Genomic DNA, 17,343 nt, shown 5'->3' on the forward strand with positions numbered 1-17,343 from the left:
GCCCTGCCAGCGTACAGGCAGCGATCAGGTGACAACGCATGATTGATTTGCAGATCGAAGAGTTCAAGGCCACCGACGAGAACAAGGCCATGGTGCTGCTCGTCGACGACCAGGCCATGATCGGCGAAGCAGTGCGGCGGGGGCTGGCCAACGAAGCCAACATCGACTTCCATTTCTGCGCCGACCCCCACCACGCCATTGAGCAGGCCGTGCGCCTCAAGCCCACGGTGATCCTCCAGGACCTGGTGATGCCGGGCCTCGACGGCCTGACCCTGGTGCGCGACTACCGCAACCACCCGGCCACCAAGGACATCCCGATCATCGTGCTGTCCACCAAGGAAGACCCGCTGGTGAAAAGCGCGGCCTTTGCCGCCGGCGCCAACGACTACCTGGTGAAGCTGCCGGACAACATCGAGCTGGTGGCGCGCATTCGCTACCACTCACGCTCCTACCAGACGCTATTGCAGCGCGACGAGGCCTACCGCGCCCTGCGCGTCAGCCAGCAACAGCTGCTGGACACCAACCTGGTGCTGCAACGGCTGATGAACTCCGACGGCCTCACCGGCCTGTCCAACCGTCGTCACTTCGACGAATACCTGGAGCTGGAATGGCGCCGCGCCCTGCGCGACCAGACCCAGCTGTCGCTGCTGATGATCGACGTCGACTACTTCAAGTCGTTCAACGACAGCTTCGGCCACCTGGACGGCGACGAAGCCCTGCGCCGCGTGGCCGACGCCATCCGCGACAGCTGCAGCCGCTCCACCGACCTGCCGGCGCGCTACGGCGGCGAGGAATTCGCCCTGGTGCTGCCCAACACCTCGCCCGGCGGCGCCCGCCTGGTGGCGGAAAAGCTTCGGCAGACCATCGCCGCGCTGAAAATCCCGCACATCGCCCCCAGCGAAGGCTCGCACCTGACCGTCAGCATCGGCCTGTCCACCCAGATCCCCCAGGGCGGCTCCCACTGCCGCCAGCTGATCTCGGCCGCCGACAAGGGCCTGTACCAGGCCAAGCACAATGGCCGCAACCAGGTGGGAATCAGCGACTGAGTCCCCCTGGTTACGGCCGCCTGCCATAGTGCAAGTCGGCCGCCGATGGAGCTTGGCGGCCGCGGTTCCGAACTAAGGCTTAAGCTACGATGTTCAAGGGCTCGTAAAAATCATGTGCGCCCTTCACTATGAACCATAACTTACCTCCAGCAGGGCCAAATGCACTCTTGGGGATGAGGAACGTGGTTTCCTGGTCCAACCTGACGGGTTCGGCGGACGACACATAACTATGATCCGTATACGCAGCCTCAATCAAAAGTCGTGCTTCAGTTACTTCCAGGTTCCGGCGTGGAATAATCGAAAACAGTTCTCCCGCCTCCGGAATGTCACTGAGGCTGAGCACGTCACCTCGCTGGTGTTCAAACTTGACTTCTCCATACGGAGGGAAAATAGGGTCGATCGGAATAACATCGCGGACTTCATACAGGCGACCTTTTTTGTCGCCAAACTTGCTTTTCCCAAGCGAATGGGAAGTAGCATTGCTGGTGTTAGTGCTCATTCTGAGTGCCTCATTGGGTGAGTGATAATCCGGAGAGGCGTTTTGCCTCCCTCGGATTCCACATTCCGTTAAATCTGGAACCCCATCAACTGACAGAACTGACAGGAGCCAAAGCGCCATCACGCATTCGTTGAGCACAATGTCCCCATTAAATCCCGCACATCGCCCCCAGCGATGGCTTGCACCAGCATCGGCCTGTCCACCCAGATCCCCCAGGGCGGCTCCCACTGCCGCCAGCTGATCTCGGCCGCCGACAAGGGCCTGTACCAAGCCAAGCACAACGGCCACAACCAGGTAGGCATCAGCGACTAACCCACCCGGTAGCAGCGGCCGCCAGGCCGCGTCCCAGCCGCCTCCATTTGTTCAGGCCGGCCGCCGACGCAGCCTGCGGCAGCTGCTACGGGTCATTCGTGCGTTCCTGGCAAGCAAAATCCTTGCATAACCGCCCGGCGGGCTGCCTCGGGGCTGCGAGTGCGTTATACTCTCCGGCTTTTGACACAATACGTACGAGTGCTGCCCGCCATGGAAATCAACCCGATCCTGAACACCATCAAGGACCTGTCCGAGCGCTCCGAAACCATTCGGGGGTATCTTTGACTACGATCAAAAGCATGAGCGTCTGACCGAGGTCAACCGCGAGCTTGAAGATCCGGCAGTCTGGAACAACCCTGAATACGCCCAGAACCTGGGCCGCGAGCGCGCGCTGCTGGCGCAGATCGTCGACACCCTGGATGAAATGAACGCGGGCCTGGCCGATGCCAAGGACCTGCTGTTGATGGCTGCCGAGGAAGAAGACGAAGGCGCTGTCGCCGACGTGACCGAGGAAGTCGACCGCCTGCGCGAGTCGCTGGAGAAGCTGGAATTCCGCCGCATGTTCAGCGGCGAGATGGACGCCAACAACGCCTACCTGGACATCCAGGCCGGTTCCGGCGGTACCGAAGCCCAGGACTGGGCCAACATCCTGCTGCGCATGTACCTGCGCTGGGCCGACAAGCGCGGCTTCGACACCACCATCATGGAGCTGTCGGCCGGTGAAGTGGCCGGTATCAAGGGCGCCACCCTGCACATCAAGGGTGAGTACGCCTTCGGCTGGCTGCGCACTGAGATCGGCGTGCACCGCCTGGTGCGCAAGAGCCCGTTCGACTCCGGCAACCGCCGCCACACCTCGTTCTCGGCCGTGTTCGTGTCGCCGGAAATCGACGACAACATCGAGATCGAGATCAACCCGGCGGACCTGCGCATCGACACCTACCGCTCCTCGGGCGCCGGTGGCCAGCACGTTAACACCACGGACTCCGCGGTGCGTATCACCCACGTGCCGACCAACACCGTGGTCAGCTGCCAGAACGAACGTTCCCAGCACGCGAACAAGGACACCGCCATGAAAATGCTGCGGGCCCGTCTTTACGAGCAGGAAGTGCAGAAGCGCAACGCCGCGTCCCAGGCCATGGAAGACAGCAAGTCGGACATCGGCTGGGGGCACCAGATTCGCTCCTACGTGCTGGATGCCTCGCGCATCAAGGACCTGCGCACCAGCATCGAGCGCAGCGACTGCGACAAGGTACTGGACGGCGACATCGACGAATACCTGGTGGCCAGCCTCAAGCAAGGCCTGTAAGGCGCGCGCCCTTCGGGGCGTGACCGCCCGCGATCCCCGCCGCAAGGCGGGGGCAACAACCCCGTGATGGAATTTTTCAAGACATGAGCGACCAACAACTCGACCCGCAAGCCCTGCAACAGGAAGAAAACTCCCTGATCGCCCTGCGCAAGGAAAAGCTTGCTGCCGAGCGTGCCAAGGGCCAGGCCTTCCCCAACGACTTCCGCCGTGACAGCTACGCAGCCGACCTGCAGAAGCAGTACGTCGACAAGACCAAGGAAGAACTGGAAGCCCTGGCCATCCCGGTCAAGGTTGCCGGTCGCATCATGCTCAACCGTGGCTCGTTCATGGTGATCCAGGACATGACCGGTCGCATCCAGGTCTACGTCAACCGCAAGACCCTGTCCGAAGACACCCTGGCCGCGGTGAAAACCTGGGACATGGGCGACATCATTGCCGCCGAAGGCACCCTGGCCCGTTCGGGCAAGGGCGACCTGTACGTGGAAATGACCCACGTGCGCCTGCTGACCAAGTCCCTGCGCCCGCTGCCGGACAAGCACCACGGCCTGTCGGACACCGAGCAGCGCTACCGCCAGCGCTACGTTGACCTGATCGTCAACGAAGACGTGCGCCAGACCTTCCGCGTGCGTTCGCAAGTCATCGCCCACATTCGCAGCTTCCTGATGCAGCGTGACTTCCTGGAAGTGGAAACGCCGATGCTGCAGACCATCCCTGGCGGCGCCGCGGCCAAGCCGTTCGAAACCCACCACAACGCCCTGGACATGGCCATGTTCCTGCGCATCGCGCCGGAGCTGTACCTCAAGCGCCTGGTGGTGGGTGGCTTCGAGAAGGTCTTCGAGATCAACCGCAACTTCCGCAACGAAGGCGTCTCGACCCGGCACAACCCCGAGTTCACCATGCTCGAGTTCTACCAGGCCCATGCTGACTATGAAGACAACATGGACCTGACCGAAGAACTGTTCCGCGAGCTGGCACAGCTGGTGCTGGGCACCACCGACGTGCCGTACGGCGACAAGGTGTTCCACTTCGGCGAGCCGTTCGTGCGCCTGTCGGTGTTCGACTCGATCCTCAAGTACAACCCGGACCTGACCGCCGACGACCTCAACGACATCGACAAGGCCCGTGCAATCGCCAAGAAAGCCGGCGCCAAGGTGCTGGGCTTCGAAGGCCTGGGCAAGCTGCAGGTGATGATTTTCGAAGAGCTGGTCGAGCACAAGCTGGAGCAGCCGCACTTCATTACCCAGTACCCGTTCGAAGTGTCGCCGCTGGCCCGTCGCAACGACGACAACCCCAACGTCACCGACCGCTTCGAGCTGTTCATCGGCGGCCGTGAAATCGCCAACGCCTACTCCGAGTTGAACGACGCGGAAGACCAGGCCGAGCGCTTCATGGCCCAGGTGGCCGACAAGGACGCCGGCGACGACGAAGCCATGCACTACGACGCCGACTTCGTGCGCGCGCTGGAGTACGGCATGCCGCCAACGGCCGGTGAAGGCATCGGCATCGACCGCCTGGTGATGCTGCTGACCAACTCGCCGTCGATTCGCGACGTGATCCTGTTCCCGCACATGCGTCCGCAGGCCTGAGTCAGCTGAACGAGCCGCCCCCCGGGGCGGCTTTTTTATGCGCGAATATCCTGTAGCAGCTGCCGAAGGCTGCGTCTGGCTTTACACTGGTGGTGCTGCCGGACGCAGCCTTCGGCAGCTGCTACGAACAATTCACCGACGGATCGGTTTTTTTCAAGAGGGTTTAGGTAGTGACTCCTGCAATGGCTCAACAAGGTGCTGCCGGTGTAGCGACAGCAGTGGCGGAAAGTGTGCAGTATCAGGGTCGCAAGGCCAGCCGCCAGGGAAGTGAGCAGCGTCGTCAGGAGATTCTCGACGCGGCCATGCGCATTGTCGTACGCGACGGCGTACGCGGGGTTCGGCACCGGGCGGTGGCGGCGGAAGCCGGCGTGCCGCTGTCGGCCACCACTTACTATTTCAAGGACATCGAAGACCTGCTCACCGACACCTTCGCCCAATACGTGGAGCGCAGCGCCGCGTACATGGCCAAGCTGTGGGCCAGCACCGAGGAACTGCTGCGCAACATCATGGCGCGCAACGACGGCAGCCCGGCGTCCCGCGCCCAACTGGCCGACGAAATCGCACGCATGACCGCCGAGTACGTGCACCGCCAGCTGCTCACTCGCCGCGACTACCTGATGGCCGAGCAGGCTTTCCGCCAGGAAGCGCTGCTCAGCCCGCGGTTGGCAAAACTGGTTACCTCGCACCAGCAGATCCTGCTGCAGGGCACCTGCCAGCTGCTGCAGGTGCTGGGCTCGCGCGAGCCGCACCAGGATGCCAAGGTGTTGACGGCCATCATCGGCCGCATGGAATATCAGGGCCTGCTCGACAGCCAGGCACCGATGGCCGATGACGAGATGCTGGCGATCCTCACCCGCTACATGCACCTGGTCCTGGCTTCGGCCTGACCCCAGGCGCAGGAATGCGCCTGTCCCCACCGCCCAAGGAGTGCTTGATGAAAGCCTGGCGCCTGTTGCTCATCGCCCTGTGGTCGCTGTTGCTAAGCGGCTGCCTGGTCGGCTTCAAGGACCCGCTGCCGCCAAGCCAGGCCGCGCCAGCCGGGCTGGTGGGGCACTGGGTGAGCAGGACCGCGTGGGGCCAGCACCTGGCCCTGGCCATCAAGCGCCAGGACGCCAACCATTACCTTGCCATCAGCACCCCCGCCGGGCAGCCGCGCGATGAGGTAGGCTTCACCGTGGCCGGCCATGGCAGCCGCTGGTACGCCTCGGCGCGAATGCCGGCCGATTATGGCGGTCAGTATGCCCTGGTAGGGTTCGAGCTGGCCGACGACGGCGCGCTGGTGGTCTATAACCTCGATGTCGAGCGCATCCAGCAGGCCATTGCCCAGCACGCGCTGAGCGGCGCCGGACTGGACACCCCGCAAGGCGAGGGCGTGCGGGTGGACAGCGGGTTGGACCAGGTCTTCGCTTACCTGGACGACCCGGCCAACTCCGACGTGTTCGTCGAAATAGCCCGCTATACCCGGGCCAAGTCAAAACCGCAGTAATAGCAAGGAGTCGCCGGTGGACGATTATCAGCAGACGATTCGCGGCCTTTCCGACCGTATCGTGTTGGCCCAGGCACCCATCCGCGTGCTGGACGCGGTGAAATGGGATGACAGCATCCGCCAGGATTTCCTCAAGGCCAAGGGCAAGGCCATGCCCGCCGTGGACCGCGCCTACTACCAGAACCGCCCGCTGTCGTTCGACTCCAGTGCGGTGAAGCTGGAATTCCAGAACATCGAGCGCGACATTACCCGCCAGCTGGGGCAGTTCAACCCGGTGGGCCAGATCATGCGGCGCATGTGCAAGGAATACCGCATGGTGGTGCGCATGCTCGAAGCGCGCGGCACCGAGGATTTCGGCCTGATTTCCCAGGAGCTTTACGGCGCCGCCTCCGATGCCTTCCACGCCGGTGACCCGACCCTGGCCGACCTGGGCCTGATGCTGTCGGACTACCTGAACAACATCGACGGCCGGGGCGACCTCAAGGACGAGCCCAAGACCCTCACCGCCAAGGACGCCGTGGGCATGCTGCAAAGCCGCCTGAACCGCACCTTCGGCGAGGCCGAGGAAACCATCCGGGTGTTCGAGTCCGACGGCATCGTCGCCGACGCCGCGGCAGGCGCCGACTACATCAAGATCCGCAGCGACGCGATGTTCAACGAGCGCGACGTACGCGCCCTGGAAGTGCACGAAGGCCTGGTGCACGTGGGCACCACCCTCAACGGCCTGAACCAGCCGATCTGCACCTTCCTGTCCAAGGGGCCGCCCTCGTCGACCGTGACCCAGGAAGGCCTGGCGATCCTGATGGAAGTGATTGCCTTCGCCTCCTACCCCAGCCGCCTGCGCAAGCTGACCAACCGCACCCGCGCCATCCACATGGTGGAGGAGGGCGCCGACTTCCTGCAGATCTTCGACTTCTTCCGCGAACAGGGCTTCGGCCTGCCGGAAAGCTACGGCAACGCCAGCCGCGTGTTCCGTGGCTCCACGCCCACCGGCCTGCCCTTCACCAAGGACCTGTCGTACCTGAAGGGCTTCATCATGGTCTACAACTACATCCAGTTGGCGGTGCGCAAGGGCAAGCTGGAGCAGATCCCGCTGCTGTTCTGCGGCAAGACCACCCTGGAAGACATGCGCACCCTGCGCCAGCTGGTGGACGAAGGCCTGGTGACGCCGCCCAAATACCTGCCCGAGCAGTTCCGCGACCTCAACGCGCTGTCGGCGTGGATGTGCTTCTCCAACTTCCTCAACCACCTGAGCCTGGATCGCATTGAAGCGGACTATTCGAACATTCTGTAGCGGCCTGGTGGTGCTGGCGCTGCTGGCCGGTTGCAGCAGCCTGCTGTTCTACCCGGAAAAGGGCCAGCCATTCGCCCCCGACAAGGCCGGCCTGGCTTACCGCGACGTGACCCTGACCACCGCCGACGGCACCCGCCTGCACGGCTGGTGGCTGCCGGCCAAGCCCGGTGTGCCGGTGAAAGGCACGGTGCTGCACCTGCACGGCAACGGCGGCAACATGGCCTGGCACCTGGGTGGCAGTTGGTGGTTGCCGGAGCAGGGCTATCAGGTGCTGCTGCTGGACTACCGTGGCTACGGCCTGTCCCAGGGCGAGCCGAGCCTGCCGGCCATCTACCAGGACATCGACGCAGCGTTCAAGTGGCTGGACCAGCAGCCCGAGGTGCAGGGCAAACCCCTGGTGCTGCTGGGCCAGAGCCTGGGCGGCGCCATGGGCGTGCACTACCTGGCCAGCCACCCGCAACAGCTCAAGCGCCTGCAGGCGCTGGTGTTCGATGGCGTGCCGTCCAGCTACCGCGGGGTGGGGCAATTCGCCCTCAGCACTTCGTGGCTGACCTGGCCGCTGCAGGTGCCGTTGTCGTGGCTGGTGCCGGACGGCGATAGCGCCATCTACTCCATCGCGGCGCTCAAGGGCACGCCGATGCTGTTTTACCAGAGCATGGACGACCCCATCGTGCCCCTGGCCAACGGCCTGGAACTGTACAAAAACGCGCCACCCCCACGGGTGCTGCAACTGACCCGTGGCGGCCACGTGCAGACCTTCGCCGACCCCACCTGGCGCACCGTGATGATCCGCTTCCTGCAAGACCCGCAACACTTCAACGGCCTGCGCCGCCTGGGCGAAGTGCCCAACTACCCCGAACAACAAGAGCCGCCCCATGAGTGACGAACGCAACGCCATCCCGATGATCCTGACCGGCATCGGCAGTATTTTCGTCACCGTTGGGTGCTTGTGGTACTACGGCTACCTGCACTTCGCCAAGCCTGAGGACGCCTTGCTGCTGAGTGACTTCACCATGCTCAAGACCATTCCCGGCGAGGATTACAAGGTCTCGGCTACGCCGGCCAATGAAGTGGCGCAGTGTATTGATGGGGTGTTGGTGTTGTTTGATACCCAGCAGAAGGGTTTGAGTGGGGTGTTGGTCAACAGTCAGAAGCAAGCCGTGCACTGCGCGCAAGCCACGCCGTAGCCGCTGCCGCGCACCGCTGCCGCTGCCACGCCGCGGACCGCCTTTGATCTTGATCCCGTGAGGCCTTTGATCTTGATTGTGTGCCCCATAAAGCGCCAGGGCCGACTGGAGGCGTTGACCGAGCGGTCCCTGGCGTAGCCGGGGAAGACGGAACCGGAGGCGCTTCTATTCCGGGCCGTCGGCCGCTTGGGCGACGCCGGAGGGAGGGGACCCGCAGCGGAGCGGAGGGACCAAGCAGGGGCAAGCCCTTTTTGGTCACTTTTTGGGGCGTTTGCCAAAAAGTGACTCGGCGTAAGGCCGAAAAGGTGATTCTGCATCACCTTCGGTAATGGATATGTTCATGATTGTCGGATCCTGCTTCTGACGATTCTGGATATATCCATTTTCGTGGTGCGACCACTGACCGTTTCGCCCTTACGGCGACTCACTTTTTGTCAAACGCCACAAAAAGTAAGCATGGGCCTGTCCCATGACAACGGACGCCAAGAAGCGATACTTACATTGCCATCCTGGAGGTTGCCATGTACCCAAGTACTCGCCGTAACTATACCGATGAATTCAAAATGCAGGCTGTAGCCCTCGCGGAATCGGTGGGCCGAACCGAAGCTGCCCGTCAGCTCGACATCTCCGTCAAGACGTTGGACAACTGGGTTGATGCAGCACGAAAGGGGCTTGCGCCAAGCTCCCCCAATCGTCGCCCCATCTCCAAGGAAAGCAGCGAACTGGCACGGCTCCGGGCCGAAAATGCCGAGCTCAAATTGGAGCGCGAAATCCTAAAAAAGGCGGCAGTATTCTTCGCCAAAGAGTCCAGGTGAGATACGCCTTCGTCGCTGCAGAACGGGCTCAATTCCCTGTCCGCACACTGTGTCGGGTCATGGGTGTCTCCGTTTCAGGGTTTTACGACTACCGGCATCGGCGCAACCGTCCTGACCCTGATGCAGAGTTACGTCTTGAACTGCATAAGGTCTTCACTGCCAGCCGTGGAACCTACGGACGGCCCCGACTGGTTCAAGCGCTACGCCAGAAGGCTTACGCCGTGGGCCCTAAACGGGTTAGCCGCCTCATGCATGAAGAGGGCATCCAGAGCAAAGGCAGAGCCAGGTACGTGCCGTGCACCACCGATAGTCATCACTTTCAGCCTGTGGCAAACAATCTGCTTGATCGTCAGTTTTCGGTGCATGGCGCCGTGCCCGCCTGGGTCAGTGATATTACCTACATCCCAACTAAAGAGGGCTGGATGTATTTGGCAGTGGTGTTGAGCATCCAAACCCGTCAGGTACTGGGTTACAGCTTCGCTGACCGGATGCCAGACGAACTCGTTGAACGGGCTTTTATCAACGCCTGGAACGCCTGCCTGGGGGCTTGCGGAGTGATTTTTCATTCTGATCAGGGACGTCAATACGCCAGCGGAAGGTTCCGCCAGACCTTGGCTGCGAAAGGCGTGACGCAGAGCATGAGTCGCAAGGGAAACTGCTGGGACAACGCGGTGGCCGAAAGCTTCTTCGCTACACTCAAACGAGAGGAGGCTTGCGGGACCTATCCCAGCAAACAGCAGGCGTATGTATCGATCGCCAGCTACATCCATGGGTTTTACAATGCCGTCCGACTGCACTCGGCACTGGGGTATCGTTCACCGAACGACTACGCGAAAGGGTTGAGACGGACGGCGTGATGAACAGCTTCTTGGCGTCCGTTAACGGGGGACAGGCCCAGCAAAAAAGGCTTGCCCCTGCTTGGGCCCTCCGCTGCGCTACGGGTCCCCTCCTTCCGGCGCCGCTCAACGGGCAGACTGATCTGGTCAACCAATCCCGGACATTTGTTTAGGAGCTACGCCGCCAGCCTTTCATGCTCCACCGGCGTGCGGTACTCGTTATGGCTGTGAAGCCGGACCTGGTTGTAATGATGGATCACGTAGCGAAGTACATCCGGCCTGGCCTTCGCCTCGTCCTGGTAACCTTTCTTGGGTATCCACTCTGACTTCAGGCTGCTGAAAAAACGCTCCATCGGTGCATTATCCCAGCAGTTTCCACGCCGGCTCATGCTTTGCCTCATCCCGAATCCTTCAAGCTTGTCGCGAAACAGCTCACTGCTGTACTGACAGCCTTGATCCGAATGAAACATGACCTTGTCGGGCATTCCGCGGGCCTGATAAGCCAGCTCCAATGCCTTGCACGCCAATGCCGAATCGGGGCTTTTGGAGATGGCCCAACCCACGATCCGCCGGGCATACAGATCGAGGACAGCCGCCAGATAGAGCCAATGCGTCCCCGCCCAGATATAGGTGATATCACCACACCAAACCCGATTGGGCGCCGACACTTCGAACTGGCGCTCCAATAGATTGGGTGCAAATTTTGCCTCCACCGTGGCCAGGCGATAAGGGTTTGGCCGACGTTGAATGCTCCGCAAATCAGCCTCGGCCATTAACCGCCCGGCCAAAAAACGCCCCACCTGCTCTCCCTGGGCCTTGAGTGCCGCAGACAATACCCGTGCGCCCATGGAGCCTCGACTTTCGGCATGCAGCCCTGTGGCCAACGTTTTCAGCCGCTCCCGATCTGGATCGGGGCAATTGCGGCGCTTGAGATGCTCGTAATAGCCGCTGCGGCTTACCCCAAAAACACGACACAAGTCAGTTACCGTGAAACGCTCACTTAACGCATCGATCAAAGCCTTCGATCGAGGGAATCGTTCATCAAGAGAGCGGTAGCCTTTTTTAAGATTTCCTTCTCCAGCTCGAGCTTGCGGATTTTTACCTGCAGCGCCTGGATTTGCTGTTGTTCAGGCGTCATGGCTGAAGCCGTTTCGGGGGTGATTCCGAAACGCTCTTGGCGGAGTTGTTCCACCCACCGACGCAGTGCGGTTGGGCCAACGCCCATGGCTTTGCAGGCTTCTGGGGTGGTGTAGCCACTATCAAGGACAAGGGCTGCTGCCTCTTGCCTGAACTCTGTCGAAAAATTACGTCGGGACATCGAACACCTCTTGGTTGAGCGGTAGATTACCGCTCCTTTGGGCGTGTCCGGGATAATTAGGCCACATCAGACGGCACCCGCTATAGAAGCCTGCGGGTTACCGTCTCTTCGGCCTGCGGCCTCGGCCCTTCGGGCAGCCCGTTGAGCGACGCCTCCAGTCGGCCCGGGCGCTTTACGGGGCATACAATCAAGATCACAAGCAAGATCAAGATCACAAGCAAGATCAAGATCACAAGCAAGATCAAGATCACAAGCAAGATCAAGATCACAAGCAAGATCAAGATCAACAGCCACATCAAAAGCGGATCAAAACCGGGCGGCTCCCGCTGTTTCGTGGATTGCGTTACCATTCGGACACATTTTCACATGGTGGCCACCACGGTAGTGCCATCATCGCCTTCCCCGGAAAAGGAGTTCTGCGCCCATGATCGTCGGCATCGACCTTGGCACCACCCACAGCCTGATCGCCGTCTGGCGCGGCGACACCACGGAACTGGTGCCCAACGCCCTGGGCAGCGTGCTCACCCCAAGCGTGGTTGGCCTGGACGACGAAGGCCGGGTGCTGGTGGGGCAGGCCGCGAAAGAGCGCCTGCATACCCATCGCGCCAGGACCGCGGCGCTGTTCAAGCGCCATATGGGCAGCGCCCAGGAAGTACGCCTGGGCGAGCGCCAGTTTCGTCCCGAGGAGCTCTCGGCCCTGGTGCTCAAGAGCCTCAAGGAAGACGTGGAGCGCGCCTTCGGCGAGCCGGTCACCGAGGCGGTGATCAGCGTGCCGGCCTATTTCAGCGACGCCCAGCGCAAGGCCACGCGCATCGCCGGCGAGCTGGCGGGGCTGAAGGTGGACAAGCTGATCAACGAACCCACCGCCGCCGCGCTCGCCTATGGCCTGCACCAGAAGGACAAGGAAACCTCGTTCCTGATCTTCGACCTGGGCGGCGGCACCTTCGACGTCTCGATCCTGGAGCTGTTCGATGGGGTCATGGAGGTACGCGCCAGCGCCGGTGACAACTTCCTCGGCGGCGAGGATTTCGACAGCCTGCTGGTGGAGCACTTCGTGCGCCAGCACGCCGACCTGCCGCCCCTGGAAAACGTGCGCCAGGCCCTGCGCCGCGAAGCCGAACGGGTGCGCAAGAGCCTGGGCCAGCAGGCCAGCAGCGACTTCGTGCTGCGCCTGGGCGGCCGTGAATGGCTGCACACCATCACCCAGGAGCAGCTCGCCGACCTTTACGCGCCGCTGCTTGAGCGCCTGCGCGCGCCCATCGAGCGCGCCCTGCGCGATGCGCGCATTCGTGTCAGCGACCTCGACGAAGTGCTGCTGGTGGGCGGCACCACGCGCATGCCGCTGGTGCGCAAGCTGGCCGCCGGGCTGTTCGGCCGCTTCCCTTCCATCACCCTCAACCCCGACGAAGTGGTGGCCCACGGCGCTGCCGTGCAGGCTGCGCTGAAGGCGCGTTCGGCGGCGCTGGAAGAGGTGGTGCTCACCGACGTCTGTTCCTACACGCTGGGCATCGAAGTGTCGCAAACCATGGGTCAGCGCCAGGAAGCCGGGCACTACCTGCCCATCATCGAGCGCAACAGCGTGGTGCCGGTCAGCCGGGTGAAGACCGTCAACACCCTCACCGACAACCAGGAACACGTGCTGGTGAAGATCTTCCAGGGCGAGAGCCGCCTGGTGAAGGACAACGTGGCACTGGGCGAACTGGACATCCCGGTGCCCAAGCGCAAGGCCGGCGAAGTGACCCTGGACGTGCGCTTTACCTACGACAACAACGGCATTCTCGAGGCCCAGGTGAGCATCCCGCTGACCGGCGAGCAGCATGCCCTGGTGATCGAGAACAACCCCGGCGTCCTCAGCCCCGAGGAAATCCAGCAGCGCCTGCAGGCCCTGTCGCAGCTCAAGGTGCACCCGCGCGACCAGCAGGTGAACACCGTGCTGGTGGCGCGCCTGGAGCGCCTGTACCAGGAAAGCCTGGGTGACATGCGCCAGCAGATCAACCACTGGGCCAGCCAGTTCCAGCAGGTGCTCGACACCCAGGACGAACGCCAGATTCGCGAAGTGCGCCATGACCTCACCGAGCGCCTGAGCGAAGTGGACCGGGGCCTGTGGCAATGAGCGAGGTCTACCAGGATTGCTGGCAGGTGCTGCAACTGGACGACCAGGCCGACGAGCGCAGCATCAAGCGCCAGTACGCGCGGTTGCTCAAGGTGCACCGCCCCGACGAGGATGCCGAAGCCTTCCAGCGCCTGCGCGAGGCCTACGAACGTGCCCTGCAGCTGGCACGTTGGCGCGATGAAAGCGATGACGATGCGCACGAGCAGGGCGCCGTGTGGGTACAGCCCCCGGTGCAGGAACACCCCGAGCCAAGCGTGGCCGTGCCGACCATGGCCGTCGTCGAGCCAGCGCCGTCGGCCGACGTGCAGGCCCACGGCCTGCTGCTTGACCTGACCCCGCACAACCTCGCCGAGCGTTGGCAACAGGCGCTGCAACTAGGCTGCGACCAGGCCTTTGAGCAACGCCTGGCCGAACGCTGTCTGGAGGCCCCCCACGCCGAGGCGGCGTTGCTGGACTGGGGCATCAGCCAACGCCAGTGGCTCACGCCCTTCCAGCAGGTGCGCCTGACCCCGTCCCAGCAGCAGGCGCTGGTGCGTTCGCTGATGGTGCGTCACTGCCAGGCCCTGGGCCACAGCCTGCAGGCGGGTGACGAGCGGCCGTTCATGGACGCCCTGACCCACTTGGCGCAGCAACCGTGGCTGGCCGCCTTCGACCGGCGCCTGGACCTGCAGGCCATGGTGCTGGAGCTGCTGGACGACGACCCGGACATCAGCGGCGCGCTGTTCGAACGGGTGTGCCGGCTGTTCGGCTGGGACCAGGCCAAGGGCATTATTCCCGAGCCGCAGTGGCGCTGGCACCGCCTGGTGGAGCGTTGTGAACAGCAGGCCTGGTACCAGCAGCTGCAAGCCATGGCCACCGATACCCGGCAGTCGGCGAGCGCGGCGCAAAAGGCCGCGTTGCTGCTGCTGACGCCGCTCACCCTGTGGCAGCAATACCAGTGGGTGCGCACCTTCGAACACGCCGACTGGCAGGCCTGCCATGACCTGTCGATGAAGTTCGCCTACCAGTACCCGCAACTGCTCGAACGCCTGCCGTCGGGCGACCCGTTCTTCTGGCGGCGGCTGATGCCGCGGCCGTTCGAGACCCGGCAGCTGCCCAAGGTCTGGGGTGGCGCCATGCTGGTCCTGGCGCTCGGCCATCTGGCCGGCAAGACCAGCCTGCAGGGCTGGTGGGAACAGGTGGTGGCCAGCGCGTTCGTGAGCTTGATCGTGGTGTGGATCGTGCGCTTCGTCATGGGCCTGTGGGCGCGCTTCAGCCATGAACTGCTGGCCCCCGACCTGTGGCTGAGCGGGTGGCTGCCCAAGCGCCTGGACCCGCAACGCCAGGTGCTGCTGATCCGCCATGGCGTGCCGTGGCTGGCGGTGACGGGCTGGGTGGGGCTGAACCTGGGAATACTGGGAGTGGCGGGGTGGCTGGCGCTGAGCGTGCGCCAATGGCTCAAGCCGGATGCCGAGGCCTTGGCCCCGGACTGGCGCAAGCCGTGGCAGGCGGTGGTGCGGGTGTTCGACTGGGATACCTGGCAGTGGGTGACGGCGCTGGTGATGATCGCCGTGATTGCCAGCGCCCAGTTGCTGCACCCGGGCTTCCCGTTGACCACGGGTTTCACGCCCAAGCCCTGACGGGCCGGCTGGCAGGCGCCAGGGGCGCCGCCAGCCTTGCCAGCGTCAGTTGCTGGAGCTGACCGAGTTGCGCGGGGCAATCGGCTGGTTGTCGTTGGAAATGGTCACTTCCACGCGACGGTTCATGGCCCGGCCCGAGACGCTGCCGTTGTCGGCCACCGGGTATTCCTTGCCGTAACCCTGGGAGACCACGCGGCTTGGGTCTACGCCCATTTTCACCAGCGCGGTGCTCACCGAACCGGCGCGGCGGTCGGACAGGCTCTGGTTGTAGGCCGCAGAGCCGGTGCTGTCGGTGTAGCCCTCGACGATCACCTTGCGGTCAGGGTTTTCCTGGAGGAATTGCGCCAGCTTGTTCACGTTCACCAGGCCGCTGGACTTCAGCCCGGCCTTGTTCACGTCGAACAGCACGTCGCCGAAGGTGACCACGGTGCCGCGGTCGGTCTGCTTGGCGTTGAGGCTGTCCTGCAGTTTCTTGATCTGCGCGTCACGGGCATCCAGGCGCGCCTGGGTGCGCTGGGCCGCGGCGTTCTTCAGGTTGGCCTCGGCAGTGCGCAGGGCGATGGTCTGCTTGGCCAGCTCCACGCGCTGGTTGGTCAGGTAGGCCAACTGGTCCACGTCGCGGCTGTCGTCATGGTTGAGGAAGGCCTTGTCGGCCTTGTCCATGTAGTCCGAGGCGTCCTTGGTTTCCAGCGCGGCCACCTGGCTGGCCTGCGGGTTGCTTTGCAGGGCCTGGAAGTTGCTGCGGGCCGACTCAAGGTTGGGGTTGGGTTTGGTGGCGCAGGCGGCCAGGGCAACGCTGGCGGCCAGCAGGGCAGGGATCATCAAATGTTTACGCATGGTGTTCATCCTTTAATCGAATACGGGTGACGACGGCTGGGCCACGGCTCACGGCTGCTGCGTATTGCGCATGCCTTCTTCACGCACGTCCTGGACCCCTGCACGGGCATCCTGCACGGCCTTCTGCGCCTTGGCGGCCTGGGCCTTGCGTTCGGCCACGCGGGCGTCCCACTCGGCCTGTTCGGCGAGCATCCGCGCTTCGGTGTAGTGCTTGTCATGCATGGCCATCTCGGCCTGCTTGAACTTGTCCTGGGCGGACTTCATTTCCACTGCGGCGTACTCGGTGCCGCCGGCGCTGACGGCGCTGTTCACCGCCGATTGGGTGACTGCGTACTGCTCGGTAGGGGGCTTGCCTGCGCAACCGGCGAGGATGAAGCTGGTGCCGATGGCCAGGGCCGCCAGTTTCAGCCCACGCAGGTGATTGAGAGGTTTGGCTGTGCTGGTATTCATGGTGTCAACTCCATTGGAAAACTCCTGAAAAACTTCACCCATGACAGATCTTCCTTGCGGGCCCCAACTGCTAGGCCTGAGCCACATGATCGAAGGGTCTTCTGTGATGGCTTATTGGTTCGGACCGAACCGATTTTTAATTGGTTCACTCGAATTTGGTGAAGACAGGAAATTCCTGACGGACAAGACAGGTTGTTGTAGCAGCGGCCGCCAGGCCGCGTCAGGCGCGACGCGGCACACGGGCCTGGGAGGAAAAATCAGTGCTGCGGTTCGTCGGCCTTGGCCGACAGGTCATGCAGATAGCGCCGCGACAGCGCCAGAAAACGCGGGGTAGGGCCGACATCTTCGTACAACGGGTCGCCTTCCTCGTCGGTGGCGATCACCTTCTGCCCCTTGATATACGGAAAGCTGGTTTCCAGCTCTTCCAGGGCTGCGCCAATCAACTCACCCAGCAGTTCCTCGGGATGGTGCTTGGGGTACATCTCGGTGATGGCCGCCAGGCGCGCCGCCGATTCCATGTCCAGCTGAATGTTGTAGCGGGTGGGGCTAAGGCGGCCCTTGGCGTTCTGTTCCCAGTGTTGTGCAAGCTCGCGGATTTTCATGTCGACCTCTTTCATCAGTCCATAGGTTGAGCGTAGC

At 63.0% G+C, this 17,343-nt stretch carries 17 protein-coding genes and 1 pseudogene; 13 read left to right on the forward strand and 5 right to left on the reverse strand.

Annotation, left to right across the window (positions count from 1 at the left end; translation table 11 throughout):
- Positions 1-38: 38 nt before the first annotated feature.
- On the forward strand, positions 39-1,046 hold the full coding sequence (locus tag AC0J42_RS06420) for a diguanylate cyclase domain-containing protein (protein ID WP_416422803.1): 1,008 nt from the start codon (positions 39-41) through the stop codon (positions 1,044-1,046).
- Positions 1,047-1,125: 79 nt separating this feature from the next.
- Here the strand turns inward: AC0J42_RS06420 and AC0J42_RS06425 are convergent, their stop codons facing one another.
- Positions 1,126-1,545 (reverse strand): hypothetical protein, encoded by a 420-nt coding sequence (locus AC0J42_RS06425; protein WP_473005577.1) that lies wholly within the window; start codon positions 1,543-1,545, stop codon positions 1,126-1,128.
- Positions 1,546-1,725: 180 nt separating this feature from the next.
- Between AC0J42_RS06425 and AC0J42_RS06430 the strand changes: the two are divergent.
- From AC0J42_RS06430 to AC0J42_RS06475, 10 genes and pseudogenes are all read left to right on the forward strand, one after another.
- Positions 1,726-1,857: pseudogene (locus AC0J42_RS06430) on the forward strand (diguanylate cyclase domain-containing protein); the annotation flags it as partial.
- A 210-nt stretch (positions 1,858-2,067) separates the two neighbouring features.
- A protein-coding gene (gene prfB, locus AC0J42_RS06435; protein ID WP_416422804.1) for a peptide chain release factor 2 occupies positions 2,068-3,163 on the forward strand; the annotation gives its coding sequence in 2 pieces (ribosomal slippage) (positions 2,068-2,139 and positions 2,141-3,163; 1,095 coding nt in all).
- An 83-nt stretch (positions 3,164-3,246) separates the two neighbouring features.
- Positions 3,247-4,749 carry a lysine--tRNA ligase gene (gene lysS / locus AC0J42_RS06440; RefSeq protein WP_416422805.1) on the forward strand — a complete coding sequence of 501 codons (1,503 nt, stop codon included), beginning with the start codon at positions 3,247-3,249 and terminating at the stop codon, positions 4,747-4,749.
- A 182-nt stretch (positions 4,750-4,931) separates the two neighbouring features.
- Positions 4,932-5,636 (forward strand): TetR/AcrR family transcriptional regulator, encoded by a 705-nt coding sequence (locus AC0J42_RS06445; protein ID WP_416422806.1) that lies wholly within the window; start codon positions 4,932-4,934, stop codon positions 5,634-5,636.
- 47 nt (positions 5,637-5,683) lie between these two features.
- On the forward strand, positions 5,684-6,235 hold the full coding sequence (locus AC0J42_RS06450; RefSeq protein WP_473005578.1) for a hypothetical protein: 552 nt from the start codon (positions 5,684-5,686) through the stop codon (positions 6,233-6,235).
- 16 nt (positions 6,236-6,251) lie between these two features.
- Positions 6,252-7,529 carry a flavohemoglobin expression-modulating QEGLA motif protein gene (locus AC0J42_RS06455; RefSeq protein WP_416422808.1) on the forward strand — a complete coding sequence of 426 codons (1,278 nt, stop codon included), beginning with the start codon at positions 6,252-6,254 and terminating at the stop codon, positions 7,527-7,529.
- On the forward strand, positions 7,501-8,412 hold the full coding sequence (locus AC0J42_RS06460; protein WP_473005579.1) for an alpha/beta hydrolase: 912 nt from the start codon (positions 7,501-7,503) through the stop codon (positions 8,410-8,412). Before AC0J42_RS06455 ends, AC0J42_RS06460 begins: the two co-directional genes overlap by 29 nt.
- Positions 8,405-8,716 (forward strand): hypothetical protein, encoded by a 312-nt coding sequence (locus AC0J42_RS06465; RefSeq protein WP_473005580.1) that lies wholly within the window; start codon positions 8,405-8,407, stop codon positions 8,714-8,716. The genes AC0J42_RS06460 and AC0J42_RS06465 overlap by 8 nt, the downstream gene beginning before the upstream one ends.
- A 521-nt stretch (positions 8,717-9,237) precedes the next feature.
- Complete coding sequence (locus AC0J42_RS06470) at positions 9,238-9,531, forward strand: transposase (protein WP_473002674.1); 294 nt, start codon at positions 9,238-9,240, stop codon at positions 9,529-9,531.
- Positions 9,528-10,388: an IS3 family transposase gene (locus AC0J42_RS06475; RefSeq protein WP_473002672.1), complete on the forward strand. Its 861-nt coding sequence runs from the start codon at positions 9,528-9,530 to the stop codon at positions 10,386-10,388. Before AC0J42_RS06470 ends, AC0J42_RS06475 begins: the two co-directional genes overlap by 4 nt.
- Before the next feature lie 155 nt (positions 10,389-10,543).
- Here AC0J42_RS06475 and AC0J42_RS06480 read toward each other — a convergent pair.
- A protein-coding gene (locus AC0J42_RS06480; protein ID WP_473002887.1) for an IS3 family transposase occupies positions 10,544-11,685 on the reverse strand; the annotation gives its coding sequence in 2 pieces (ribosomal slippage) (positions 10,544-11,436 and positions 11,436-11,685; 1,143 coding nt in all).
- A 424-nt stretch (positions 11,686-12,109) separates the two neighbouring features.
- Here AC0J42_RS06480 and AC0J42_RS06485 point away from each other — a divergent pair.
- A complete protein-coding gene (locus AC0J42_RS06485) occupies positions 12,110-13,798 on the forward strand; it encodes a molecular chaperone HscC (protein ID WP_416422811.1) in 1,689 nt (562 codons plus the stop codon).
- On the forward strand, positions 13,795-15,417 hold the full coding sequence (locus AC0J42_RS06490; RefSeq protein WP_473005581.1) for a J domain-containing protein: 1,623 nt from the start codon (positions 13,795-13,797) through the stop codon (positions 15,415-15,417). Before AC0J42_RS06485 ends, AC0J42_RS06490 begins: the two co-directional genes overlap by 4 nt.
- A gap of 45 nt (positions 15,418-15,462) precedes the next feature.
- Here the strand turns inward: AC0J42_RS06490 and lptF are convergent, their stop codons facing one another.
- The 3 genes from lptF to AC0J42_RS06505 all read right to left on the reverse strand — a co-directional run bounded on the left by lptF (position 15,463) and on the right by AC0J42_RS06505 (position 17,306).
- A complete protein-coding gene (lptF, locus tag AC0J42_RS06495) occupies positions 15,463-16,254 on the reverse strand; it encodes a lipotoxin F family OmpA-related lipoprotein LptF (RefSeq protein ID WP_416422813.1) in 792 nt (263 codons plus the stop codon).
- Positions 16,255-16,302: 48 nt separating this feature from the next.
- Positions 16,303-16,704, reverse strand: coding sequence for a DUF4398 domain-containing protein (locus tag AC0J42_RS06500; RefSeq protein ID WP_416422814.1), 402 nt, complete (start codon positions 16,702-16,704; stop codon positions 16,303-16,305).
- Between the two features lie 257 nt (positions 16,705-16,961).
- Positions 16,962-17,306 carry a pilin assembly protein gene (locus AC0J42_RS06505; protein ID WP_473005582.1) on the reverse strand — a complete coding sequence of 115 codons (345 nt, stop codon included), beginning with the start codon at positions 17,304-17,306 and terminating at the stop codon, positions 16,962-16,964.
- Positions 17,307-17,343: the final 37 nt, after the last annotated feature.

This window comes from Pseudomonas sp. Tav-5-1A (assembly GCF_055755055.1).